This is a genomic window from Pantoea trifolii, assembly GCF_024506435.1.
GTDB classification, from domain to species: domain Bacteria; phylum Pseudomonadota; class Gammaproteobacteria; order Enterobacterales; family Enterobacteriaceae; genus Pantoea; species Pantoea trifolii.
Map to the genome: position 1 here is coordinate 1,816,949 of NZ_JANIET010000001.1, position 22,586 is coordinate 1,839,534.

General features: G+C 53.8%; 25 protein-coding genes and 1 other annotated feature. Of the genes, 17 read left to right on the forward strand and 8 right to left on the reverse strand.

Going from position 1 to position 22,586, the window contains the following annotated elements; all coding sequences use genetic code 11:
* Nucleotides 1-16: 16 nt before the first annotated feature.
* From NQH49_RS08440 to hxpB, 5 genes are all read right to left on the reverse strand, one after another.
* Nucleotides 17-1,408: an L-cystine transporter gene (locus tag NQH49_RS08440; protein ID WP_256696305.1), complete on the reverse strand. Its 1,392-nt coding sequence runs from the start codon at nucleotides 1,406-1,408 to the stop codon at nucleotides 17-19.
* Between the two features lie 153 nt (nucleotides 1,409-1,561).
* Complete coding sequence (locus NQH49_RS08445) at nucleotides 1,562-2,152, reverse strand: metal-dependent hydrolase (protein ID WP_256696306.1); 591 nt, start codon at nucleotides 2,150-2,152, stop codon at nucleotides 1,562-1,564.
* A gap of 140 nt (nucleotides 2,153-2,292) precedes the next feature.
* On the reverse strand, nucleotides 2,293-3,054 hold the full coding sequence (gene kduD / locus NQH49_RS08450) for a 2-dehydro-3-deoxy-D-gluconate 5-dehydrogenase KduD (protein WP_256696307.1): 762 nt from the start codon (nucleotides 3,052-3,054) through the stop codon (nucleotides 2,293-2,295).
* Nucleotides 3,055-3,067: 13 nt separating this feature from the next.
* Nucleotides 3,068-3,904: a 5-dehydro-4-deoxy-D-glucuronate isomerase gene (gene kduI / locus NQH49_RS08455; protein WP_256696308.1), complete on the reverse strand. Its 837-nt coding sequence runs from the start codon at nucleotides 3,902-3,904 to the stop codon at nucleotides 3,068-3,070.
* A 157-nt stretch (nucleotides 3,905-4,061) separates the two neighbouring features.
* The gene (gene hxpB, locus NQH49_RS08460; protein ID WP_256696309.1) at nucleotides 4,062-4,730 is read right to left on the reverse strand and encodes a hexitol phosphatase HxpB; all 669 of its coding nucleotides are present in this window, start codon (nucleotides 4,728-4,730) and stop codon (nucleotides 4,062-4,064) included.
* A gap of 142 nt (nucleotides 4,731-4,872) precedes the next feature.
* Here hxpB and NQH49_RS08465 point away from each other — a divergent pair, with 142 nt between their 5' ends.
* Complete coding sequence (locus tag NQH49_RS08465) at nucleotides 4,873-5,409, forward strand: YniB family protein (RefSeq protein ID WP_256696310.1); 537 nt, start codon at nucleotides 4,873-4,875, stop codon at nucleotides 5,407-5,409.
* A 4-nt stretch (nucleotides 5,410-5,413) separates the two neighbouring features.
* Here the strand turns inward: NQH49_RS08465 and NQH49_RS08470 are convergent, their stop codons facing one another.
* A complete protein-coding gene (locus tag NQH49_RS08470; RefSeq protein WP_256696311.1) occupies nucleotides 5,414-6,307 on the reverse strand; it encodes a fructosamine kinase family protein in 894 nt (297 codons plus the stop codon).
* A gap of 89 nt (nucleotides 6,308-6,396) precedes the next feature.
* Complete coding sequence (gene ghoS, locus NQH49_RS08475) at nucleotides 6,397-6,687, reverse strand: type V toxin-antitoxin system endoribonuclease antitoxin GhoS (RefSeq protein ID WP_256696312.1); 291 nt, start codon at nucleotides 6,685-6,687, stop codon at nucleotides 6,397-6,399.
* A gap of 331 nt (nucleotides 6,688-7,018) precedes the next feature.
* Between ghoS and NQH49_RS08480 the strand changes: the two genes are divergently transcribed.
* From NQH49_RS08480 to NQH49_RS08555, 16 genes are all read left to right on the forward strand, one after another.
* The gene (locus tag NQH49_RS08480) at nucleotides 7,019-7,780 is read left to right on the forward strand and encodes a DUF481 domain-containing protein (protein WP_256696313.1); all 762 of its coding nucleotides are present in this window, start codon (nucleotides 7,019-7,021) and stop codon (nucleotides 7,778-7,780) included.
* A gap of 245 nt (nucleotides 7,781-8,025) precedes the next feature.
* Nucleotides 8,026-9,963, forward strand: coding sequence for a threonine--tRNA ligase (gene thrS, locus NQH49_RS08485; RefSeq protein WP_007892653.1), 1,938 nt, complete (start codon nucleotides 8,026-8,028; stop codon nucleotides 9,961-9,963).
* Nucleotides 9,959-10,510, forward strand: a complete 552-nt coding sequence (gene infC, locus NQH49_RS08490; RefSeq protein WP_036647992.1) for a translation initiation factor IF-3 — start codon at nucleotides 9,959-9,961, stop codon at nucleotides 10,508-10,510. Before thrS ends, infC begins: the two co-directional genes overlap by 5 nt.
* A 99-nt stretch (nucleotides 10,511-10,609) precedes the next feature.
* Nucleotides 10,610-10,807, forward strand: coding sequence for a 50S ribosomal protein L35 (gene rpmI, locus NQH49_RS08495; protein ID WP_004157374.1), 198 nt, complete (start codon nucleotides 10,610-10,612; stop codon nucleotides 10,805-10,807).
* A 94-nt stretch (nucleotides 10,808-10,901) separates the two neighbouring features.
* Nucleotides 10,902-11,258 carry a 50S ribosomal protein L20 gene (rplT, locus tag NQH49_RS08500; protein WP_007892678.1) on the forward strand — a complete coding sequence of 119 codons (357 nt, stop codon included), beginning with the start codon at nucleotides 10,902-10,904 and terminating at the stop codon, nucleotides 11,256-11,258.
* 116 nt (nucleotides 11,259-11,374) lie between these two features.
* Nucleotides 11,375-11,500: a sequence feature (Phe leader region), on the forward strand.
* Entirely contained in the window at nucleotides 11,380-11,424 is a 45-nt protein-coding gene (gene pheM, locus NQH49_RS08505) for a pheST operon leader peptide PheM (protein ID WP_106120997.1), read from the forward strand. (Overlaps the previous feature by 45 nt.)
* A gap of 71 nt (nucleotides 11,501-11,571) precedes the next feature.
* The gene (gene pheS / locus NQH49_RS08510) at nucleotides 11,572-12,555 is read left to right on the forward strand and encodes a phenylalanine--tRNA ligase subunit alpha (RefSeq protein ID WP_256696314.1); all 984 of its coding nucleotides are present in this window, start codon (nucleotides 11,572-11,574) and stop codon (nucleotides 12,553-12,555) included.
* Between the two features lie 14 nt (nucleotides 12,556-12,569).
* Nucleotides 12,570-14,957 carry a phenylalanine--tRNA ligase subunit beta gene (gene pheT, locus NQH49_RS08515; protein WP_256696315.1) on the forward strand — a complete coding sequence of 796 codons (2,388 nt, stop codon included), beginning with the start codon at nucleotides 12,570-12,572 and terminating at the stop codon, nucleotides 14,955-14,957.
* Nucleotides 14,958-14,961: 4 nt separating this feature from the next.
* Entirely contained in the window at nucleotides 14,962-15,264 is a 303-nt protein-coding gene (ihfA, locus tag NQH49_RS08520; protein ID WP_007892687.1) for an integration host factor subunit alpha, read from the forward strand.
* Nucleotides 15,265-15,443: 179 nt separating this feature from the next.
* Entirely contained in the window at nucleotides 15,444-15,818 is a 375-nt protein-coding gene (locus tag NQH49_RS08525; protein ID WP_256696316.1) for a DUF2502 domain-containing protein, read from the forward strand.
* Nucleotides 15,819-15,908: 90 nt separating this feature from the next.
* Nucleotides 15,909-16,892, forward strand: a complete 984-nt coding sequence (btuC, locus tag NQH49_RS08530) for a vitamin B12 ABC transporter permease BtuC (protein ID WP_256696317.1) — start codon at nucleotides 15,909-15,911, stop codon at nucleotides 16,890-16,892.
* A gap of 39 nt (nucleotides 16,893-16,931) precedes the next feature.
* On the forward strand, nucleotides 16,932-17,477 hold the full coding sequence (locus NQH49_RS08535; RefSeq protein WP_256696318.1) for a glutathione peroxidase: 546 nt from the start codon (nucleotides 16,932-16,934) through the stop codon (nucleotides 17,475-17,477).
* A 6-nt stretch (nucleotides 17,478-17,483) separates the two neighbouring features.
* A complete protein-coding gene (gene btuD, locus NQH49_RS08540) occupies nucleotides 17,484-18,224 on the forward strand; it encodes a vitamin B12 ABC transporter ATP-binding protein BtuD (RefSeq protein ID WP_407947108.1) in 741 nt (246 codons plus the stop codon).
* Between the two features lie 69 nt (nucleotides 18,225-18,293).
* On the forward strand, nucleotides 18,294-18,752 hold the full coding sequence (locus tag NQH49_RS08545) for an NlpC/P60 family protein (RefSeq protein ID WP_008102952.1): 459 nt from the start codon (nucleotides 18,294-18,296) through the stop codon (nucleotides 18,750-18,752).
* A gap of 314 nt (nucleotides 18,753-19,066) precedes the next feature.
* The gene (locus tag NQH49_RS08550) at nucleotides 19,067-19,810 is read left to right on the forward strand and encodes an EAL domain-containing protein (RefSeq protein ID WP_256696320.1); all 744 of its coding nucleotides are present in this window, start codon (nucleotides 19,067-19,069) and stop codon (nucleotides 19,808-19,810) included.
* A gap of 98 nt (nucleotides 19,811-19,908) precedes the next feature.
* Nucleotides 19,909-21,348, forward strand: a complete 1,440-nt coding sequence (locus NQH49_RS08555) for a protein adenylyltransferase SelO (protein ID WP_256696321.1) — start codon at nucleotides 19,909-19,911, stop codon at nucleotides 21,346-21,348.
* A 7-nt stretch (nucleotides 21,349-21,355) separates the two neighbouring features.
* Here NQH49_RS08555 and NQH49_RS08560 read toward each other — a convergent pair whose 3' ends face one another.
* Nucleotides 21,356-22,402, reverse strand: coding sequence for a 3-deoxy-7-phosphoheptulonate synthase (locus NQH49_RS08560; RefSeq protein WP_256696322.1), 1,047 nt, complete (start codon nucleotides 22,400-22,402; stop codon nucleotides 21,356-21,358).
* Between the last annotated feature and the right edge of the window lie 184 nt (nucleotides 22,403-22,586).

Consider the following 22,586-nt stretch of genomic DNA (forward strand, 5'->3'; position numbering starts at 1 on the left):
TTGGAACGCATCACATTTAGCGGTGTGCCAGTTCGGCGTGCTCGTCGCTCTCCAGCACTTTTTTGTCGGTCAATCCGAGCCAGCGGCTGGTGAGTGAACCGGCGGTCATTGAACCATTGACGTTGAGCGCGGTACGGCCCATATCGATCAGCGGCTCGATGGAGATCAGCAGCGCGACCAACGTCACCGGCAAGCCCATCGCAGGCAGCACAATCAGTGCGGCGAAGGTAGCACCGCCGCCGACGCCGGCCACACCGGCAGAACTCAGCGTTACGATACCTACCAGCGTCGCAATCCACATTGGGTCAAACGGGTTGATACCCACGGTTGGCGCAACCATCACTGCCAGCATGGTCGGATAGAGACCCGCACAACCGTTCTGACCGATGGTGGCACCGAACGACGCCGAGAAGCTGGCGATCGATTCCGGCACGCCAAGGCGACGCGTCTGCGTTTCCACGTTCAGGGGAATACTGGCGGCGCTGGAGCGGCTGGTGAAGGCAAAGGTGATCACCGGCCACACTTTACGGAAGAAGCGCATTGGGTTGATGCCGTTAATCGACAGCAGCAGCGCGTGCACGGCAAACATGATTGCCAGACCGAGATAAGAGGCCACCACGAAGCCACCCAGCTTGATGATGTCCTGCAGGTTGGAACCGGCCACCACTTTGGTCATCAGCGCCAGTACGCCGTACGGCGTCAGCTTCATGATCAAACGCACCAGCTTCATCACCCAGGATTGCAGGGTATCGATCGCCACCAGTACGCGCTCGCCTTTTACCTTGTCATCTTTCAGCAGTTGCAGCGCCGCTACACCGAGGAAGGCGGCGAAAATCACTACGCTGATGATCGAGGTTGGATTGGCGCCAGCCAGATCGGCAAACGGGTTTTTCGGAATGAAGGAGAGCAGCAATTGCGGCGTGCTGAGATCAGCCACTTTGCCTACGTAGTTGCTCTGAATCGCGGTCAGACGCGCGGTTTCCTGCGCACCCTGCACCAAACCTTCAGCGCTCAGGCCAAACAGGCCGGTCACCAGCACACCGACCAGCGCGGAGATGGCGGTGGTAAACAGCAGCACACCAATGGTCAGCACGCTGATTTTACCCAGCGATGAGGCATTGTGCAGACGTGCGACCGCACTCAGGATCGAAGCGAAAACCAGCGGCATCACAATCATCTGCAGCAGTTGCACGTAGCCGTTACCAACGATGTTGAACCAGCCAATCGACGCTTTCACCGTTGGGCTGTTTTCGCCATAGATGGTTTGCAGCGCCAGACCAAATGCCACACCGAGAACCAAACCGGTCAGCACGCGCTTTGACAGGCTCCAGCTTTGGTTGCCAATGCGATTCAGCAGAATCAGCAGCGCGACAAACGCCACGATATTAATAATGAGGGGAAAATCCATGCTCAACTCCAGAGTGTGACGCGCCATCGCCCTGGGATGGCACGTAAAACAGTAAGTCCCCGTTAGGGAATATTTAGAATGTTATCAGTTCAGCGTGAGGCGGGCTTATACCCAAAAAGAATGTTTTATAACTTTATCGCTTGATTTGACTTCTTATTGACCACTTTGGCCACTAACCAACCGACCGACGCCATTTTGTAGCGTATTGAACAATTGTTCCGGCCAGCCGTTGGCACCAAAAGAGGGCATGCCGGGCGGGAACCATAACGCATAACCGACTAGCGCCAGACAAAGTGCGCGCTCCAGCTGGTTCCCTTTCTGGCTATTCAGGATGGGCAAACGGAAGCGCCAGCGGCAAGGCCACAGTAAAGGCACGCCAGCGGGCGTTAGCATATCGGCGACAATATGGCTGAGATAGCCGAGCGTCATACCTTGCAGCACATCGGCGGGCAGAAACCAGTCGGCGGGCACATTGAGCTGAAATAGCCACAAGCCCACCGCTACCGCCAGCAAACTGTGGGTAAAACCGCGATGACCAAAGGCGCGGGCGATGGGATGCGATAGCCACTTTAATCGCTGGCCTAACACGGATTTAGGGTGATCGATATCGGGCAGCAGGCAGGTTAACAGCGCAGCAGGCACTAAATGCCACCAATCGGCGCTGGCCAGGACTGGCGTCAGCTCCGCGCGCTTGGCAAAAATGGCGCTGGCAATGGCAAAAATGATATGGCCTTCGGCCGTCATGATGAAACCTGGCTGCATAAAACTGTCGATGCATCCAGTATAGGGATTTATCCAGTGAATGAGAATGGTGACGCTGTAACGAAGCGTTAATATTTTTCACTTTCCCGCGTCACAATGACGCGGGAAAATAACGGGTTAGCTTAGCGCGCTAACCATCCGCCATCGACGGCCAATGTATAACCTTGCACATAATCGGAGGCGCTAGAGGCGAGGAACACAATCGGGCCCATCATGTCATCCGGGATGCCCCAGCGACCCGATGGAATGCGGCCTAAAATTTCCTCGTTGCGTAACTCATCGCTGCGCAGCTGTTCGGTGTTATTGGTGGCCATGTAGCCTGGTGCAATGGCGTTGACGTTGATGCCGTGCTTGGCCCATTCGTTGGCCATCAGACGGGTTAACCCCATCACCGCGCTTTTTGATGCGGTATAAGAAGGCACGCGAATGCCGCCCTGGAACGACAGCATCGAGGCGATATTGATGATCTTGCCACCGTTGCCTTGCGCGATAAACTGACGCGCGACCTGCTGCGACAGGAAGAACAGGCTTTTGCTGTTGATGTTCATTACATCATCCCAATCCTGTTCACTGAAGTTGAGTGCATCCTCGCGGCGAATGATGCCGGCGTTATTCACCAGAATGTCGATGCGACCGGCCTGCGCCACCGCCTGTTCAACAATGTGCGGCACAACGGACGGTTTGGTCAGATCGGCCTGAATCGACCAAAAACGGCGGCCTAACGCCTCAACTTTGGCCTGCGTGTCATCCGGCCCGGCGCGATTGACACCAATTATGTCACATCCTGCCTGCGCCAGACCCAGCGCCATACCTTGTCCCAAACCGGTATTGCAGCCGGTGACCAGTGCGACTTTGCCTGCAAGATTAAATGCGTTGAGTATCATGATCCGCTCCTTGTTAGCGCAGCGCGCTGATGGCGACGTGGTCCATGTCATCGAATACCTGGTTTTCGCCCACCATGCCCCAGATAAAGGTATAGCGTTGCGTTCCCACGCCCGCGTGAATCGACCAGCTCGGTGAAATTACCGCCTGCTCGTTGTGAACTAAGAGATGACGCGTCTCCTGCGGCTGGCCCATCATGTGGAACAGGGCGCTGTCGTCGGCCATATCGAAGTAGAAGTAGACCTCCATGCGACGCTCATGAGTGTGACACGGCATGGTGTTCCACAGGTTGCCGTCATCAAGGCGGGTTAATCCCATGGTTAACTGGCAGGTTGGCAACACGTCGGGCACGATGAATTTGTTGATAGTGCGGCGATTCGAGGTGGCCGCGTCACCCAGCGTGGCTTTCACTGCCTCGGCGAGGGTGATTTTTTTGTCCGGATGATGAGTGTGTGCCGGCGCGCTGTTGTAGTAAAACTTCGCTGGATGATTGGCATCGCTACTACGGAAAATTACGCTCTGCGCGCCTTGTCCGACATACAACGCTTCCTGATTACCGATTTCCCAGGTTTTGCCATCCACGTCAATGAATCCCGGCCCGCCAATGTTGATTACACCGAGTTCGCGGCGTTCGAGGAAGTAACTGACGCCCAGTTGCTTACCCACTTCATGGCCGATGGTCACGGATTTCTGCACCGGCATTACGCCGCCAATGATGATGCGATCGATATGGCTATATGTGAGGGTGTAATTGTCGGCGTCGAAAATCTTGTCGATCAGAAACTCACGGCGCAGGCCGTCAGTGTCCAGTGTTTTGGCATGTTCGCTATGAATGCTTTGACGAATGTCCATCTCAGGCCTCTTAAGAGTCAAAGGAAGTGGTCCCGATGCGGGTCTTTGGGCATCTTAAGTAGGATGGGAAGTGAATTCAATAAAAATGAAACGATGTTTTATTTATTTGTGTGTGCGATCAAATTGCACAAAAAAGCCCGCGATAAGCGGGCTGCGGTTAACCGTGCAGATGCTCGGGTTTGAGCTGGGTTAAATCATCAATAATCACATTGGCTAACGCCCAACGCGCATCATCACGATGATCGGCCGCTGGCACCACAATCGAGCGCATGCGTGCGGCTTTGGTGGCAATCATGCCGTTGAAGGAATCTTCCAGCGTCACGCAGTTAAGCGGATCGATGCCCAGTTTGGCTGCGGCGTCGAGATAGACCTGCGGGTGCGGTTTGCTGTACGGCAGCGCTTCCGCAGACGCCAGCACATCAAAGTATTTGCGCAGGTCAAACATCTCCAGCACGCGCTCCAGCATATGCAGCGGCGAGGCGGAGGCGAGGCCGATTTTTAAACCTTGCTGCTGGCACAGCTGCAGCGCCTGCTCCACGCCAGGCAGCAGTGGACGCGTCTCTTCCACCAGCGCCAGCGCGCGGGCGATGATGCGTTGGGTCACTTCCTGCTGATCCGGGCCGTTCCACGGCAGCGCTTCAAACCACATGCGCACGGTTTGATCGATGCGCAGACCCAGCGTATCGGGCAATTCGTGACGGCGGGTGATATCAACGCCAAGGCTGGCGAAGATATCCAATTCCGCCTGATCCCACAGCGGTTCTGAGTCGATCAACAATCCGTCCATATCAAAGATGGCGGCCAATACAGGACGACGATATGACATACAACTGCTCCCTTGGAAATTTGGCTTACCTTAGCACGAGTACCGGAGAAAGCCGACTTGCGGCAGGCCACGCATTTTTCAGGAAAAATTGCAGTAGTGCAGGTAGACTTAGGCAAAACTAATATCGGTTCAGGGAGACACCATGACTTACCAACAGGCTGGCCGCATCGCCATCCTTAAGCGAGTGGCTGGCTGGGTGATTTTTATACCAGCATTGTTATCCACCCTTATTTCGCTGCTGGGCTTTATGTTCAAGCACAGTGAAAAGCAGCCAGGCATCGATGCCGTGATGCTCGATTTTGTCCATGTTATGGTCGACATGGTGAAGTTCAATACGCCGTTCCTTGATGTATTTTGGCAGAACTCGCCGGTGCCGGAGTTTAATGGCGGCGCGAATATCGGCTTTTGGCTGATCTACATCCTGATTTTTGTTGGGATTGCGCTGCAGGCTTCGGGTGCACGGATGTGGCGTCAGTCGCGCCATATTAAAGAGGGCATTGAAGATCAGTTGATCATGGAACAGGCTAAAGGCAGTGAAGGGCGTACGCGAGCGCAGCTGGAAGAGAAAATCCATATGCCACGTCACACCATTTTCTTGCAGATTTTTCCGCTCTACATCCTGCCGATCATTATCGCTATCGCTGGCTACTTTGTACTGAAGCTGCTCGGCATGCTGTAACGCGTCAGGCCGGTCTGGCCTGACGTTCTCCCAACACGTCTTCATCTAACAACTGGCCGATGGCGAACTGCGCTTCGCCGGTCCAGTTGCCGCCGAACACATTGGCGCGATTGAGCAGGTAATAGAGCTGATAAACCGGCTGACGCTGCGAAAATCCGTCTTCCAGTGGCCAAACCGCGTGATAGCCATCATAAATCTGGCGCGGTAAATCGGCGTAGTAGCTCAGCATCGCCAGATCGCATTCGCGGTCGCCCCAATAGCAGGCGGGATCGAACAGCCACGGACCGGTTGCGCTGCCAGCGCAGTTGGCGGGCCACAAATCGCCGTGTAACAAAGAGGGTTGCGGATGGTGGTTGGCAAGTGTGTGCTGCACGCAATCGACAATCAGCTCAGTATCGCCATAGTGCACGCCTTTTTCCGCAGCCAGTTGCAGCTGCCAGCCGATGCGCTGCTCAGCAAAGAATACCGACCAGCGGCGTAACCAACTATTCGGCTGCGGTGAAGTGGTGATGTTGTTATCGAAATCGAGACCAAATTGCGTCTGCTCGCTCCATTGGTGCAGATGGGCTAACTGCTGGCCGAGTTGGAAGGCACTCCGATCGGTAAAAGGTTGAGGTGGAATATATTCCAGCAGCAGGAAGCTGGTATCACGATCATTACCGACGCCATACACCTTCGGTACGCGAACGGTTTGCGTGCGCGCCAGCAGGTCGAGTTGATCGGCTTCCCAGCTAAACAAGGTGAGCATGTCGCGGGTGTTACATTTGACGAACACATCTAACTCGCCATAGCGGATACGCCAGGCGGGATGGACATCGCCACCGGGAAGTTCCTGACGGTCGGTGATTTCAGCCTCACCGGCGTGCTCGCTTAACAGACGACTAATGGCTGACCACATCGGGTAATCCTCTTTGTTCGCTGCGTGAATTCGATTGTAACGCGCAAAACCTGAGCAAACCTGGCGTCGATGCCGTTTTTTGCACTGCGTCAGGATTGTTCTTTCAAAAATGCCTCTAGCGTGGTGACGGTGACTTCAGATTTTTGGCCGAGCGCGATTTGCGCGTATCCCGCGGCCTGCTCCGCCACTTCATGCTCCTCTAACGCGCTGACAATACCAAAGCTATTGGTGCCCAACTCATGCGGATGACCTTCATCATCACTTAAGGTGGTGCTATATCCGCCATTGATCATGGCGCTATTCACTGACTGCAGGTCGCCAAGTCCATTTTCCTGATACTTTAACGTGACAATGTAACGTTTGACATCATGGTCACTCATTATTCACCTCATTGTTATCGAACAGATTTCAGCGTAGACCAGCGGGCAAGATAGAGCGAATTTTAGGCGATTTATCAGCAGAAATGGCGGGTAAAGCTCTGTCAAAAAAGTTCAGAAAATTCTTCTGGTTTTTGAGCTGCTATTTAAGTAATTGCCCCCTATAATGCGCAGCGAAAATGGGAAAAGTCCCATTAAAAGAGCGGTCCAGCGGCTTTCCTGGCTTTTTTTGCGGGTACATATTTTTTTACAAAACTTACGGTAAATTGCATTGATTGACCGGAGAAACGCTTCAGACTCTTCGTTTTTTAAACTGTCGTACGGGTTACTTTTAATGAAAGCCTTTAACAAGCTGTCCGCTGTTTTATTGCTCTCTGCTGGAGCATTTTGTCACCAGGCATTTGCAGATAACGCCGTTTTCACCTCCATGGATGACCCTTCAACGGCGAAACAACCGTTTGAAGGCAGTGCGTCAGCGGGTTACCTGGCTCAAACCGGTAACACCACCAGTTCTTCGCTGAGTGCGGCTACCAATATGACGTGGTACCAAACCAATACCGCACTGAGCCTGTGGGGTAACGCTTCGAACAACTCCTCTAACGATGAGCGTTCATCTGAGACCTACAACATCGGTGGCCGTAGCCGTTATAACCTCAACAGCGCCGATTACCTGTTTGGTCAGGCGAGCTGGTTGAGCGACCGCTTCAATGGTTATGACTCACGCGACGTACTAACCGCCGGTTACGGTCGTCAGATCCTTAATGGTCCGGTTCACTCGCTGCGTGCTGAATTCGGTCCGGGTGTGCGTTACGACGATTTCCATGAAGGCGGCCATGAAACCAAAGCATTAGGTTATGGTGCAGTGAGCTACCAATGGCAGCTGACAGATACCACCAAATTTATCCAGGGTGTTTCTGTGCTGAGCAGCTTCGGTGAAGACACCACGTTGAACTCAGAAACCGCGCTGCAGGTGGCCATCAATGCTCATTTCGCGTTGAAACTAGGCTACAACGTGACCTGGAACAACAATCCGCCAGAATCTGCGCCGGATCGTACCGATACCAAAACCACAATCCAGCTCTCATACTCAATGTAAGCGAGACGGATGTGAATCACCGCTGCCAGGCCTGTGCCTCGCAGCGGTTTTTTTTATTTCTCTTTAGCTTAGCGAATTTCCGCACGGGTTTTGATCGGCGGCGAAAGCTGCTATTATCATCGCCGCTTTACATTCCTGGCGTCATTCCGACAACGTGGGTCTGACATCACGCCGGGTTACACACTACAAAACTCATTTTGCATGTAGGCTTTCGTGTGGCTTACCACTGCAATTAAGGATATGAAATGCCAGTAATTACTCTTCCTGATGGCAGCCAGCGCAGCTTTGACCGTCCGGTCAGCGTGATGGATATTGCGTTGGATATTGGACCGGGTTTGGCGAAAGCCTGTATCGCGGGCCGCGTGAATGGCGAGTTGGTTGATGCGGTTGATCCGATCACCGAGGACGCTCAGGTCGCGATTATTACCGCTAAAGACGACGCTGGTTTAGAAATCATTCGTCACTCTTGCGCACACCTGTTAGGGCATGCGATCAAGCAGCTGTGGCCAAACACCAAAATGGCTATCGGCCCGGTGATTGATAACGGTTTCTACTATGACGTTGACCTGGAACATACCTTAACCCAGGAAGATCTTGAGCTGCTGGAAAAGCGTATGCACCAGCTGGCTGAAAGCAACTACGATGTGGTGAAGAAAAAGGTGAGCTGGCAGGAAGCACGTGACGTGTTTGCTGAGCGTGGCGAAAGCTACAAAACCACCATTCTTGACGAGAACATCAGCCACGACGATCGTCCTGGCCTGTATCACCATGAAGAATACATCGACATGTGCCGCGGTCCGCACGTGCCGAATATGCGTTTCTGCCATCACTTCAAACTGCAGAAAATCTCCGGGGCTTACTGGCGCGGCAACAGCGACAACAAAATGCTGCAGCGTATTTACGGTACGGCCTGGGCGGATAAAAAGCAGCTGGCTGCTTATTTGCAGCGTCTGGAAGAAGCGGCGAAGCGCGATCACCGTAAGATCGGTAAGCAGCTTGATCTCTACCACATGCAGGAAGAAGCTCCGGGCATGGTGTTCTGGCACAATGACGGCTGGACCATCTTCCGCGAGCTGGAAGTATTTGTGCGTACCAAGCTGAAAGAGTACGACTACCAGGAAGTGAAAGGTCCGTTCATGATGGACCGCGTGCTGTGGGAAAAAACCGGGCACTGGGAGAACTATAAAGAAGCAATGTTCACCACCTCTTCAGAGAACCGTGAATATTGCATCAAGCCGATGAACTGCCCAGGGCACGTTCAGATCTTTAATCAGGGTCTGAAATCCTACCGCGACCTGCCGCTGCGTATGGCGGAGTTTGGTAGCTGCCATCGTAACGAGCCATCAGGTGCCTTGCATGGTCTGATGCGCGTACGCGGCTTTACCCAGGATGATGCTCACGTCTTCTGTACCGAAGATCAGGTACGTGATGAAGTGAACAGTTGTATCCGCATGGTCTACGACATGTACAGCACCTTCGGTTTTGAAAAAATCGTGGTGAAACTGTCGACCCGTCCGGAAAAACGTATCGGTACCGACGAAATGTGGGATCGTGCGGAAGTGGATTTGGCAGAAGCGCTGAAAGAGAATGACATTCCATTCGAATATCAGCCGGGAGAAGGTGCCTTCTACGGCCCTAAAATTGAGTTTACCCTGTACGATTGTCTCGACCGCGCCTGGCAGTGTGGTACCGTTCAGCTAGACTTCTCCCTGCCGAAACGTCTGGACGCGACTTTTGTCGGTGAAAACAACGATCGTCAGACACCGGTGATGATTCACCGCGCAATTCTCGGTTCAATGGAGCGCTTTATAGGCATCCTGACCGAAGAGTTCGCTGGATTCTTCCCGAGTTGGCTGGCACCAGTGCAAGCTGTGGTGATGAATATCACCGACAGTCAGTCAGAATACGTCAGCGAATTGACAAAGAAACTGCAGAATGCAGGTATTCGTGTCAAAGCGGACTTGAGAAACGAGAAGATAGGCTTTAAAATCCGCGAGCACACATTACGTCGCGTCCCTTATATGCTGGTTTGCGGTGACAAAGAGGTGGAAGCAGGCAAAGTTGCCGTGCGCACCCGCCGTGGTAAAGACCTTGGGAGCATGGACGTAGATGTGTTTGTTGAGAAGCTGCAACAAGAGATTCGCAGCCGACATCTTCACCAATTAGAGGAAACAGGTTATTAAAGGCGGAAAACGAGTACAACCAACACGTCCGAACCGTATCAACGGCGAAATCCGAGCTACCGAAGTGCGCTTATCTGGCGTAGACGGCGAGCAACTTGGCATTGTCACCCTGCGTGAAGCCATTGAGAAAGCTGAAGAAGCCGGCGTAGATTTAGTTGAAATCAGCCCGAACGCCGAACCGCCGGTTTGCCGTATCATGGATTACGGCAAGTTCCTTTATGAAAAAAGCAAGTCTTCTAAGGAACAGAAGAAGAAGCAGAAAGTTATCCAGGTTAAGGAAATCAAATTCCGTCCTGGTACCGATGATGGCGACTATCAGGTCAAACTACGCAACCTGATTCGCTTTCTGGAAGAGGGCGATAAAGCCAAAATCACGCTGCGTTTCCGCGGTCGTGAGATGGCGCACCAGCAGATCGGTATGGAAGTGCTTAACCGCGTCCGTAAAGATCTGTGTGAAGACATGGATCTGGCGATTGTCGAATCCTTCCCTTCGAAGATCGAAGGTCGTCAGATGATCATGGTGCTCGCTCCTAAGAAGAAACAGTAGGCCTTCAAGTAATGAAGCCGCGCATCGCTTGCGTTGTGCGGATTTTTATTCGCCTGTCTGATTCATTTTATTAACAATGCGAAGTGGATATTTGTAAAAATGCCAAAGATTAAAACTGTACGTGGCGCCGCTAAGCGCTTCAAGAAGACCGCTTCTGGCGGCTTCAAGCGTAAGCACGCGAACCTGCGTCATATTCTGACTAAAAAGTCTACTAAGCGTAAACGTCACCTGCGTCCGAAAGGCATGGTGTCTAAAGGCGATCTGGGTCTGGTTATTGCCTGCCTGCCGTACGCATAAGTAAGTTTTTTATAAATTTGCCCGAAAACTTTGCGTACTGGCCATTGGCTTGCAAGGAATAGGGCGTCACAGAATATGATATAGGAGAGCTCACATGGCTCGCGTTAAACGTGGTGTAATTGCTCGCGCACGTCACAAGAAAATCTTAAAACAAGCTAAAGGCTACTATGGTGCACGTTCACGTGTATACCGCGTTGCCTTCCAGGCTGTTATCAAAGCTGGTCAGTATGCTTACCGTGACCGTCGTCAACGTAAGCGTCAGTTCCGTCAACTGTGGATCGCGCGTATCAACGCTGCGGCTCGTCAGAACGGTATCTCTTACAGCCGTTTCATCAATGGCCTGAAAAAAGCCTCTATTGAAATCGACCGTAAGATTCTGGCTGACATCGCTGTATTCGACAAAGTGACATTTACTGCACTTGTTGAAAAAGCAAAATCAGCTCTGGCGTAAGTCAGTTGAAAAAGGGAGCTTGCTCCCTTTTTTATTACCCGCAACTCACGCAAAAGATTGACATTTTGGCCGCTGCGCATTTCAATAGTGCGGTTTCTAAATATGACAAGGTAACGCAAGCATGAATGCTGCTATTTTCCGTTTCTTTTTTTACTTTAGCGCCTGAACATCAGGGGCTTTTGCGCATAAGAAAAGAAACGAAAAATCGCGCTAAAAGCCTCCCTCGTGGAGGCTTTTTTGTTTCTGGCGACACTTAATCGGATCAGCTGATCCCAACGAGAACTGACCAGCCCGGCTGGAAGAAGAGGAAATCATGTCCCAACTCGCAGACCTGGTGGCTCGTGCCACGGCCGCCATCGACGAGGCGGCGGATATCGCTGCTCTGGACGCCGTGCGCGTCGAATTTCTGGGTAAGAAAGGGCATCTGACGCTGCAAATGACCACCCTGCGTGAACTGCCAGCAGAAGAGCGCCCGGCAGCGGGTGCGGTCATCAACGATGCTAAACAGCAAGTGCAGGATCGCCTTACCGCGCGCAAAGATACGCTGGAAAACGCCGAGCTGAATGCGCGTCTGGCTGCGGAAACCATCGACGTGTCGCTGCCTGGCCGCCGCGTTGAGAATGGCGGCTTGCATCCGGTGACCCGCACGATCGACCGTATCGAAACCTTCTTCGGCGAACTGGGTTTCGCGGTAGTGACAGGTCCGGAAATTGAAGACGATTACCACAACTTTGATGCGCTAAACATTCCGGGCCATCACCCGGCACGTGCCGATCACGATACCTTCTGGTTCGATGCCACGCGTCTGCTGCGCACCCAAACCTCAGGCGTGCAGATTCGCACCATGAAAAACCAGCAGCCGCCGATCCGCATCATCGCGCCAGGCCGTGTTTATCGTAACGACTACGATCAGACGCACACGCCGATGTTCCATCAGATGGAAGGTTTAATTGTCGATAAGGACATCAGCTTTACCAATCTGAAAGGCACGCTGCACGATTTCCTGAACAACTTCTTCGAAGAGAATCTGCAAATTCGCTTCCGTCCTTCTTACTTCCCGTTCACCGAACCGTCCGCAGAAGTGGATGTGATGGGTAAAAACGGCAAGTGGCTGGAAGTGCTGGGTTGCGGCATGGTGCACCCGAACGTATTGCGCAATGTTGGCATCGATCCGGAAATTTATTCAGGCTTTGCGTTTGGCATGGGCATGGAGCGTCTCACCATGCTGCGCTACGGCGTGACCGATCTGCGCGCCTTCTTCGAAAATGATTTACGTTTCCTCAAACAATTTAAATAAGGGCAGGTTATCCAATGAAATTCAGTGAACTCTGGTTACGCGAATGGGTAAATCCAGCCCTTGACAGCGCTGCGCTGTCTGAGCAAATCACCATGGCCGGCCTTGAAGTAGACGGCGTAGATCCGGTTGCCGGCGCTTTCAACGGTGTTGTAGTAGGTGAAGTGGTTGAGTGCGGCCAGCATCCAAACGCCGACAAACTGCGCGTCACCAAAATCAACGTCGGTAGCGATCGTCTGTTGGACATCGTCTGCGGCGCGCCAAACTGCCGTCAGGGCCTGAAAGTCGCAGTGGCGACCGTTGGCGCTGTGCTACCGGGCGATTTCAAAATCAAAGCGGCAAAACTGCGTGGCGAACCCTCTGAAGGCATGCTGTGCTCCTTCTCTGAGCTGGGTATTTCCGACGATCACAGTGGCATTATCGAGCTGCCAGCCGATGCGCCCATTGGTACCGACATCCGCAGCTATCTGCAGCTGGATGACAACACCATTGAAATCAGCGTCACGCCAAACCGCGCCGATTGCCTGGGCATCATCGGGGTTGCGCGTGATGTAGCGGTACTGAACGGTTTGCCGCTGACGGCGCCTGCCATTGAGCCGGTAAAAGCCACCATCACCGACACTTTCCCGATTCGCGTCGATGCCACCGCCGCGTGCCCGCGCTATCTGGGCCGCGTGGTGAAAGGTATCAACGTCAAAGCCGCTACGCCATTGTGGATGCGAGAAAAGCTGCGTCGCTGCGGTATTCGTTCAATCGATCCGGTGGTGGATATCACCAACTATGTGCTGCTGGAGCTTGGCCAGCCGATGCACGCCTTTGATCTCGACCGCATCAACGGCGGTATCGTGGTGCGTATGGCAGAAGAGGGCGAAGCCCTGACGCTGCTGGATGGTACCGAAGCCAAACTCAGCAGCGACACGCTGGTGATTGCCGATCACCACAAAGCGCTGGCGATGGGCGGCATCTTTGGTGGCGAGCATTCAGGTGTGAATGAAGAGACGCAGAACGTGCTGTTCGAATGCGCCTACTTTGATCCGCTGGCGATTACCGGCCGCGCACGCCGTCAAGGCTTGCATACTGACGCATCACATCGTTATGAGCGTGGCGTCGATCCGGCGCTGCAGCACAAAGCGATTGAACGCGCGACGCAGCTGCTGCTCGACATCTGTGGCGGCGAAGCGGGCCCGGTCATCGATCAAACTGACGCGAGCGCGCTGCCGCCACGCGCCACCATCACGTTGCGCCGTGAAAAGCTTGATCGCCTGATTGGTCACGTGATTGCTGACGATCAGGTTACTGACATCCTGACGCGTCTCGGTTGTGAAGTGACGGTCGGTGCAGGCGAGTGGCAAGCCGTGGCGCCAAGCTGGCGTTTCGATATGGCCATCGAAGAAGATCTGGTCGAAGAAGTGGCGCGCGTTTACGGCTACAACAACATTCCAGATGTGCCGGTGAAAGCCAGCCTGATCATGACGCAACATCGTGAAGCCGATCTGTCGCTGAAGCGTGCGAAAAATCTGCTGGTGGATAAGGGCTATCAGGAAGCGATTACGTACAGCTTCGTCGATCCAAAATTGCAGCAGTTGCTGCATCCGGGCGAAGAGGCGCTGATTTTGCCAAGCCCGATCTCCAGCGATATGTCGGCCATGCGCCTGTCGCTCTGGACCGGTTTACTGGGTGCGGTGGTGTACAACCAAAACCGTCAGCAGGGCCGCGTACGCCTGTTTGAGAGCGGTTTGCGCTTTGTTCCTGATACACAGGCCGATCTGGGTATCCGCCAGGATCTTATGCTGGCCGGCGTTTTAAGCGGTAATCGCTATGAAGAGCATTGGGATCTGGCGCGTCAGACGGTTGACTTCTATGATTTGAAAGGCGATTTAGAATCGCTGCTGGATTTGACCGGTAAACTTGATGAGATTTCCTTCCGTGCGGAAGCCAATCCGGCATTGCATCCAGGACAAAGCGCCGCAATTTATTTACGCGGCGAACGAATCGGATTTATCGGGGTGGTTCATCCAGAGCTGGAACGTAAGCTGGATCTTAACGGGCGCACCTTAGTGTTTGAACTGCTTTGGAATAAGGTCGCAGACCGCGTCCTGCCTGATGCGCGCGAGATTTCCCGCTTCCCGGCAAACCGTCGTGATATCGCCGTTGTCGTGGCTGAAAACGTGCCTGCAGCAGATATCATTGCGGAGTGTAAGAAAGTTGGCGTAAATCAGGTAGTTGGCGTAAACTTGTTTGACGTGTACCGTGGTAAGGGCGTGAACGAGGGTGAAAAGAGCCTTGCGATTAGCCTGATTTTGCAGGATACCAGCCGGACACTCGAAGAAGAGGAGATTGCCGCGACCGTTGCCAAATGCGTTGCGGCATTAAAAGAGCGATTCCAGGCAACCTTGAGGGATTGAACCTATGGCGCTTACAAAAGCTGAAATGTCAGAGTACCTGTTTGAAAAACTCGGGTTGAGCAAACGCGATGCCAAAGAGTTGGTAGAACTTTTTTTTGAAGAGGTTCGCCGCGCGTTGGAAAACGGAGAACAGGTAAAACTGTCCGGATTTGGTAATTTTGATCTGCGTGACAAAAACCAGCGTCCGGGCCGTAACCCGAAGACGGGGGAAGATATTCCTATCACCGCGCGCCGAGTGGTGACATTCCGTCCGGGACAGAAGTTGAAAAGTCGCGTCGAGAACGCGACACCCAAGGATGCTGACTAATTTCAGTACGACAAAAAGGCCGCCTAGCGGCCTTTTTTTTGCCTTAAATTTGGTCGTTCTACATGATTTATCCACGCTGTAAGGATTTCGTAAGTATCCGGAAAATCGGTCCTCACCGATAGTGACAGCGTCAACACTTTTGCTATAACAGCGCCATCACATAGCAAATGGTTTGAATAATGAAAAAGACAGCACTTTTATTAAGCATCCTGTTAGGCATGCCGCTGCTGGCTAACGCCAATGTTTCCGTCAACATCAACACGCCGGGCGTTTCGATTCATATAGGCGATCAGGATAAGCGTGGCTACTATTGGGATGGTTACGACTGGCGTGCGCCAACGTGGTGGAAACAGCACCATAACCAGCGTATTGGCACCAAAGGTCCGCACGGTTACTGGAACGGTAACGGCTGGCAGGCGCAGCATCCGGGCAATGGGCCGCATCGGGATGACAAACGTCAGCCACAGCGACAGCCGCAACCGCAGCATCACGACCAGCATGATAATCAGCAGAAGCGTGATAATCACGGTCAGCCGCTTCCCCCGCATCAGTAATGCTTCTCCAGCGGCGCCTCCACAGCGCCGCTTTCTTTTTGCTGTAATCCCACTACAATCAAATCTCTGTTTTCTCAGCCAATCTTATCTATGACTCTGCTGGATCAGCTTGCTTCTCAGGCAAACCGCCGCAGCCAGCGCTGGCTCATCACACTCAGTGCGCTGCTGTTGCTGCTCATTGGGCTTAGCCTGTCGGCCGGTGACAGCTGGATCTCCCCAACACAATGGTTTTCGGCGCAAGGCGATCTGTTCGTCTGGCAGCTGCGCATGCCGCGTACGCTGGCGGTGTTGCTGGTGGGTGCGGCGCTGGCAGTGTGCGGCGTGGTGATGCAGGCGCTGTTCAATAATCCGCTGGCGGAACCAGGCTTGTTGGGTGTGTCGAATGGGGCAGGAATTGGTCTGGTATTGGGCGTGATGCTTGGCAACGGTTCGTTATGGAGCTTAGCGCTGGCGGCAATGGCCGGTGCACTGCTGATCACCCTGATTCTGCTGCACTTCGCCCACAAACAACTGTCGGTAAGCCGCTTACTGTTGACCGGCGTGGCGCTAGGCATTATCTGTAGCGCCATCATGACATGGGCGGTGTACTTTAGCACCAGTCTCGATCTGCGCCAGCTGATGTACTGGATGATGGGCGGTTTTAGCGGCATCGACTGGCGCTATGGCTGGATGATGCTGGCGCTGCTGCCGGTTACGCTGCTGCTGATCGCCACCGCGCGCACGCTGAATTTGCTGGCGCTGGGCGAAACCTCGGCGCGTCAGCTCGGATTACCGCTGCTGCTGTGGCGCAACCTGCTGGTGCTGGCGATGGGCTGGCTGGTGGGCGTGAGCGTGGCGATGGCGGGGGCAATCGGCTTTGTCGGTCTGGTTATCCCGCATTTGTTGCGTCTCAGCGGTTTCAGCGATCATCGTTATTTGTTGCCTGCGGCGGCTTTAGCCGGTGCCGCAGTGCTGCTGGGCGCGGATATTATTGCGCGGCTGGTATTAACCTCCGCCGAACTGCCGATTGGCGTGGTAACCGCCACGCTCGGCGCGCCGCTGTTTATCGTGTTATTAGTGAAGTCTTCGCGCTAGCTTTGGCTGGCAACTTGTTATCAACAATAGGAATCGACTATGAGCATTTATCAAACAGAACTGGTGACGCTGGACGGTGAAAAAACCTCGCTGGCCGCCTTTGAAGGCAAGGTGCTGCTGGTGGTGAACGTGGCATCAAAATGCGGCCTGACGGCGCAGTACGAGCAGTTAGAATCGCTGCAGAAAGCCTGGCAGGATAAGAACTTCAGCGTGCTGGGCTTCCCGTGCAATCAGTTCCTCGAGCAAGAGCCGGGCAGCAACGAAGAGATCAAAACCTTCTGCAGCACCACCTACGGCGTGACTTTCCCGATGTTCGATAAAACTGACGTCAACGGCGAGCATCGTCATCCGCTCTATGCGCAGCTGACGGCGGCGCAGCCAGTGGCGCAACGCCCGGAAGGCAGCGGTTTCCTTGAGCGCATGGAGAGCAAAGGCCGCGCGCCGAAAGCGCCAGGCGATATCCTGTGGAACTTCGAGAAGTTCCTTATTAATAAGCAGGGCAAAGTGATTGCGCGCTTCTCACCGGATATGACGCCGGACGATCCCATCATCCTGAAAAGTGTAGAGCAGGCGCTGGCCGAGTAAATGCTATTGCAGTGTCAGGGAGTCAGCGTCGCAGGGCGGCTGGCTCCCGTTGAACTTAGCGTTAACGCCGGTGAGTTAGTACATCTGGTGGGGCCGAACGGTGCGGGCAAAAGTACCTTGCTCAACGTGCTGTCCGGTTTGTTGCCGAGTCAGGGCCGGATTCTGCTGGATGGCGCGCCGCTGTCCACGTTAAACGGTGCGGCATTGGCTCAGTTGCGCGGCTGGCTGCCGCAGCAGCAGATGGCGCCGGGACCAATGCCGGTGTGGCATTACTTACGCATGCATATCTCCGCCCAAACGGCAGAAACGGACCGCGTTTTACTGGATGTGTTCGCGCAGTTAGCTCTGCAGGATAAGCTGACGCGCAGCCTGACGCAGCTTTCTGGCGGTGAATGGCAACGTGTGCGGCTGGCTGCCGTGGTGTTACAGGTACATCCGGCGATCAATCCTCGCGGCAAACTGCTGCTGCTGGATGAGCCGATGAGCGCTCTCGACGTGGCGCAACAGCGCGTAGTTGATAAGTTGCTGGCCGAACTGTGCCGTAGCGGCCTGGCAATTGTTGCCAGCGGGCACGACCTCAATCACAGCCTGCGTCACGCCGATCGCGTGTGGCTAATGCATCAAGGCTCGGTGGTACGTCAGGGCCGCGCCCGCGAGGTGCTGACCGCTGCGCAATTAGCGCCGCTTTACCAAACCCCGTTTGAACAAATCGATACTGCACAAGGCCCGCTACTGTTTATTCCCTGACAGAGGATTGCGTGCCGTGGCGCTTTGCCGCTAAAGTGTCAGCCGGACGAGGGAGAGAGGAAAAGGCTGATGCGGCTGACAATTTTGATTTTGGCACTGTTGCTGGCGGGCTGTAGCCACCATGCGCCGCCGCCTAATGGTCGCCTGTCTGATTCCATCACCGTGATTGCCCAACTTAACGATCAGCTGAGCCGCTGGCGCGGAACACCGTATCGCTACGGCGGGTTAAGCCGCGGTGGCGTGGACTGTTCCGGCTTCGTCTACCTGACCTTCCGCGATAAATTTGAGATGCAATTGCCGCGCTCGACCATTGACCAAACTGACATTGGTACGCGCATCGACAAAGGCGATCTGCTGCCTGGCGATCTGGTGTTCTTCAAAACCGGCAGTGGAGAAAACGGTTTACACGTGGGTATTTACGATACCGACAACACCTTTATTCACGCCTCGACCAGCCAGGGTGTGATCCGCTCTTCGCTGGATAACGTTTACTGGCGCAAAGTATTTTGGCAGGCGCGTCGCATCTAAATAGTGCTTATATCGCTTAATAAAGACGCGGAAAAAGAAAGGTTATCTCACCCTGAATTAATTCCGAATCGTGCCGATATTTAACTATCATTTAGAATGGCACTTTACCCGCCATCGATTTAATACTATTAATAAAGCTAAATTTATTTAATTGGTATGGATATTAACCCCGGCTTATTTGGCTTAAGTATTATTTGCGGCTTAAATCGGCGTAATAAGACCTAAAACGGCACCTCTTCAAACGTTTGGTCCTATTGCCTGGTGGTATTCGTTGATATACGATGCGCCAATTGCCATTGCTTCTGGCTTGAAAAATGAAAGTCCATTTGTCTGCCGACTATCAGTCGGAAACCTGGTTTTATCCAGTTTACTCTCTGGCGGGCCAGCTGACTGCGGTCGAGCTGGTGACGCAATTTGTCCACGACAGCGCACCTATTACGCTGCCGCAGGATTTGCTATTGCCACAATTGGACGATGCGCAGCAATTACGTTTGCTGCAAAGCCAGCTTTCATTGCTGGAAAAGTACCGCGACTTTTTTGAGGTTAATCAAATTACCGCGTTGGTACGTATCGATGATTCCATGGCCAATACACTTTTGGCCAGCGAATTTCTGTTAAGGAAATTCCGACAAATTCCTTTTATTGCTTTGGATATCAGCGAAACGTTTCCGCAATTATCTTTGGGTAAATCCCATCCATTGCTCGCCGCATTGCAAAGTGAATTTCGTTTATCGCTTTCACAATTTGGTGCAGGAAAAGCACCGGCAACGGCGGTCTACGATAATCTGTTTAGCGTGTTAAAACTGGATAAAGTCTTTATTCAGAACCTGGCAAAACGTGCCTCGTTTACGCCTTTTATTCAGACGGTTATCAATAATTTTTCTGATTTTGCGGAGCAGATCATTATTTGTGGTATTGACGATAACCAAATGATGGAAAAGATGAGCACGTTGAGTGGTGCGCAGGTGCAGTTCAGCCTGTTCCCGGTGGTTAAAGCTGAACGTCTTAGCGATCTCATCTATTCCGATCTGAATTTACACACGCCTTCGCAGCAGTAATCCTTTCGCCTGTCTTCCGCGCCGCGTCGGCGTTACAATCCTGGTTATCTTAAAACTCAATGCGGGTGCCTTCGTTAAGCGCACCTTCCGGAGTGTCGATGCAATTTACCAATAGCTGGCAGCAAGAATTAGCCGGATTCTACACCGCGCTGGACCCAACGCCATTGGCAGGTGGACGGCTGTTTTATCACAATGCGCCGTTGGCACAAGAGATGGGTTTAGACAATGCACTGTTCGCCGGCAACGGGCATGGCGTGTGGTCAGGGCGCGAACTGTTGCCCGGCATGTCGCCGCTGGCGCAGGTGTATAGCGGCCACCAGTTTGGCGTCTGGGCGGGACAACTGGGCGATGGGCGCGGCATTCTGCTGGGTGAACAGCAGCTGACGAATGGGCGTAAGCTCGACTGGCACTTAAAAGGCGCCGGTTTGACCCCGTATTCGCGCATGGGCGACGGTCGCGCGGTGATCCGCTCCAGCGTACGCGAATTCCTCGCGTCCGAAGCGCTGCATCATCTTGGCATTCCCACCACGCGCGCACTGGCGCTCGCCATTGGCGATGAACCGGTGCTGCGCGAAACCCAGGAACGCGGTGCGATGCTGATGCGCATTGCCGACAGCCATCTGCGTTTCGGCCATTTTGAGCATTTCTATTACGGCGGTGAACAAGACAAAGTGCGCCAGCTGGCGGATTACGCTATTCGCCATCACTGGCCGCAGCTAAAAGAGGAAGCGGACCGTTATCTGCTGTGGTTCACCGATATCGTCAAACGCACCGCCAGCCTGATCGCCCATTGGCAAAGCGTGGGCTTTGCGCACGGCGTGATGAACACCGATAACATGTCGATTCTGGGCTTAACGCTGGATTACGGTCCGTACGGTTTCCTCGACGACTATCAGCCGGATTACATCTGCAATCACAGTGATTATCAGGGCCGCTACGCCTTCGAAAATCAGCCGATGATTGGCCTGTGGAACCTTAATCGCCTGGCGCACGCCTTGTCGGGCTTAATGACCACCGAGCAGCTTAAACAGGCGCTCGGCCACTATGAAAACGAGCTGATGCGCGTCTGGGGCGAGAAAATGCGTGCCAAACTCGGCTTGCTGACGGCGGATGCCAATGACAACACGCTTCTGACCGGCTTGCTGGCGATGATGACGGCGGAACGCAGTGATTACACGCTGACCTTCCGCATGCTAAGCGACACGCAGCAAGATGAAAGCCGTTCGCCGTTGCGGGATGAGTTTATCGATCGTGACGCTTTTGATCGCTGGTACAGCGATTATCGCCAGCGGCTGTTGCAAGACCACGCCAGCGATGCGCAGCGTCAGGCGGTGATGAAGGCGGCCAATCCGGCGCTAGTATTGCGCAACTATCTGGCGCAGCAGGTGATTGAAGAGGTAGAAAACGGCGAGACCACGGCGTTAGCTAAACTGCATAGCGCGTTACAGCAGCCGTTTAGCGATGCGGCCGTCAGCGCCGAGTTGCGCCAACGGCCACCAGAGTGGGGCAAAACGCTGGAAGTGAGTTGTTCCAGCTAAGCGTCAGTTAAAAACGGCTGTCGACAGCGGCAGCCAGTTTCGCCAGCACCTCAGCGCTGTCTTCCCAGCCGAGGCACGGGTCGGTGATCGATTGGCCGTAGGTTAGCGCTTCACCGCTCACCACTTTCTGATTCCCTTCCTGCAGGAAACTCTCGATCATCACACCCGCGACCGCGCGCGATCCGGCACGAATTTGCGCCGTCACGTCATCGGCAACATCACGCTGACGACCGTGCTGCTTCAGGCAGTTGCCGTGGCTGAAGTCGATCACCAGTTGCTCCGGCAGATTGAAGTCGCGCAGATTGGCCGCCGCTGCCGCCACATCTTCGGCGTGATAGTTGGGCTGACGACCGCCGCGCAGGATCACGTGACCATGCGGATTACCGCTGGTTTGATAAATGGTCATCTGACCGTTTTTATCCGGTGACAGGAACATGTGGCTGGCGCGCGCGGCGCGAATCGCATCAACCGCAATCTGCACGTTGCCGTCGGTGCCGTTCTTGAAACCGACCGGGCAGGAGAGCGCCGATGCCATCTCACGGTGGATCTGGCTTTCAGTGGTTCGCGCGCCAATTGCGCCCCAGCTGATCAGGTCGGCAATAAACTGGCCGATCACCATATCGAGGAATTCGGTGGCGGTTGGCATGCCGAGCGCGTTGATATCCAGCAGCAGTTTGCGCGCGATGGCGATGCCGCGATTGACATCATAGCTACCATCCAGATCCGGATCGGAAATCAGGCCTTTCCAGCCAATCACGGTGCGCGGTTTTTCAAAATAGGCGCGCATGACAATTTCCAGACGATCTTTATGGCGCTCGCGCAGCACGTTCAGACGTTCAGCATACTCAATCGCCGCTTTAGGATCGTGCAGCGAGCAAGGGCCAATAATCACTAAAAGACGCGGATCTTCGCCGGTCAGAATGCGCGCGATGCGTTGACGGGAAGCCGTGACGTTGGCGGCAATCTCTGCCGAAATAGGGTGTTCATGCGCGAGCGCAGCCGGAGTTAACAGGCTACCGATGCGCGCGGTACGCAGTTCATCAGTCTTGTTCATTGGGATTCTCAAAAATTTTTTCTTCGCAGCGGTGAAATACCGGGAAGTGATGATGGTCACAATAAACTAATAGCCTGCGAATTCAACCTGCTAAAAACAAAGGTCTTCAAATTAGACGGAAGCGTGGCTTTACGATTCAAATACAGGTCAGGAATGTAGTAACGAGGTCGCCATAAATGGCGAC

Coding starts and splice junctions, on each gene's coding strand:
- NQH49_RS08555 (WP_256696321.1), top strand. CDS start 19,909: ATGCAATTTACCAATAGCTGGCAGCAAGAATTAGCCGGATTCTACACC.
- NQH49_RS08560 (WP_256696322.1), bottom strand. CDS start 22,402: ATGAACAAGACTGATGAACTGCGTACCGCGCGCATCGGTAGCCTGTTA.
- ihfA (WP_007892687.1), top strand. CDS start 14,962: ATGGCGCTTACAAAAGCTGAAATGTCAGAGTACCTGTTTGAAAAACTC.
- NQH49_RS08535 (WP_256696318.1), top strand. CDS start 16,932: ATGAGCATTTATCAAACAGAACTGGTGACGCTGGACGGTGAAAAAACC.
- NQH49_RS08470 (WP_256696311.1), bottom strand. CDS start 6,307: ATGTGGTCAGCCATTAGTCGTCTGTTAAGCGAGCACGCCGGTGAGGCT.
- ghoS (WP_256696312.1), bottom strand. CDS start 6,687: ATGAGTGACCATGATGTCAAACGTTACATTGTCACGTTAAAGTATCAG.
- NQH49_RS08525 (WP_256696316.1), top strand. CDS start 15,444: ATGAAAAAGACAGCACTTTTATTAAGCATCCTGTTAGGCATGCCGCTG.
- NQH49_RS08465 (WP_256696310.1), top strand. CDS start 4,873: ATGACTTACCAACAGGCTGGCCGCATCGCCATCCTTAAGCGAGTGGCT.
- NQH49_RS08545 (WP_008102952.1), top strand. CDS start 18,294: ATGCGGCTGACAATTTTGATTTTGGCACTGTTGCTGGCGGGCTGTAGC.
- pheT (WP_256696315.1), top strand. CDS start 12,570: ATGAAATTCAGTGAACTCTGGTTACGCGAATGGGTAAATCCAGCCCTT.
- kduI (WP_256696308.1), bottom strand. CDS start 3,904: ATGGACATTCGTCAAAGCATTCATAGCGAACATGCCAAAACACTGGAC.
- hxpB (WP_256696309.1), bottom strand. CDS start 4,730: ATGTCATATCGTCGTCCTGTATTGGCCGCCATCTTTGATATGGACGGA.
- NQH49_RS08550 (WP_256696320.1), top strand. CDS start 19,067: ATGAAAGTCCATTTGTCTGCCGACTATCAGTCGGAAACCTGGTTTTAT.
- thrS (WP_007892653.1), top strand. CDS start 8,026: ATGCCAGTAATTACTCTTCCTGATGGCAGCCAGCGCAGCTTTGACCGT.
- rplT (WP_007892678.1), top strand. CDS start 10,902: ATGGCTCGCGTTAAACGTGGTGTAATTGCTCGCGCACGTCACAAGAAA.
- btuC (WP_256696317.1), top strand. CDS start 15,909: ATGACTCTGCTGGATCAGCTTGCTTCTCAGGCAAACCGCCGCAGCCAG.
- NQH49_RS08445 (WP_256696306.1), bottom strand. CDS start 2,152: ATGACGGCCGAAGGCCATATCATTTTTGCCATTGCCAGCGCCATTTTT.
- rpmI (WP_004157374.1), top strand. CDS start 10,610: ATGCCAAAGATTAAAACTGTACGTGGCGCCGCTAAGCGCTTCAAGAAG.
- NQH49_RS08440 (WP_256696305.1), bottom strand. CDS start 1,408: ATGGATTTTCCCCTCATTATTAATATCGTGGCGTTTGTCGCGCTGCTG.
- NQH49_RS08480 (WP_256696313.1), top strand. CDS start 7,019: ATGAAAGCCTTTAACAAGCTGTCCGCTGTTTTATTGCTCTCTGCTGGA.
- kduD (WP_256696307.1), bottom strand. CDS start 3,054: ATGATACTCAACGCATTTAATCTTGCAGGCAAAGTCGCACTGGTCACC.
- pheS (WP_256696314.1), top strand. CDS start 11,572: ATGTCCCAACTCGCAGACCTGGTGGCTCGTGCCACGGCCGCCATCGAC.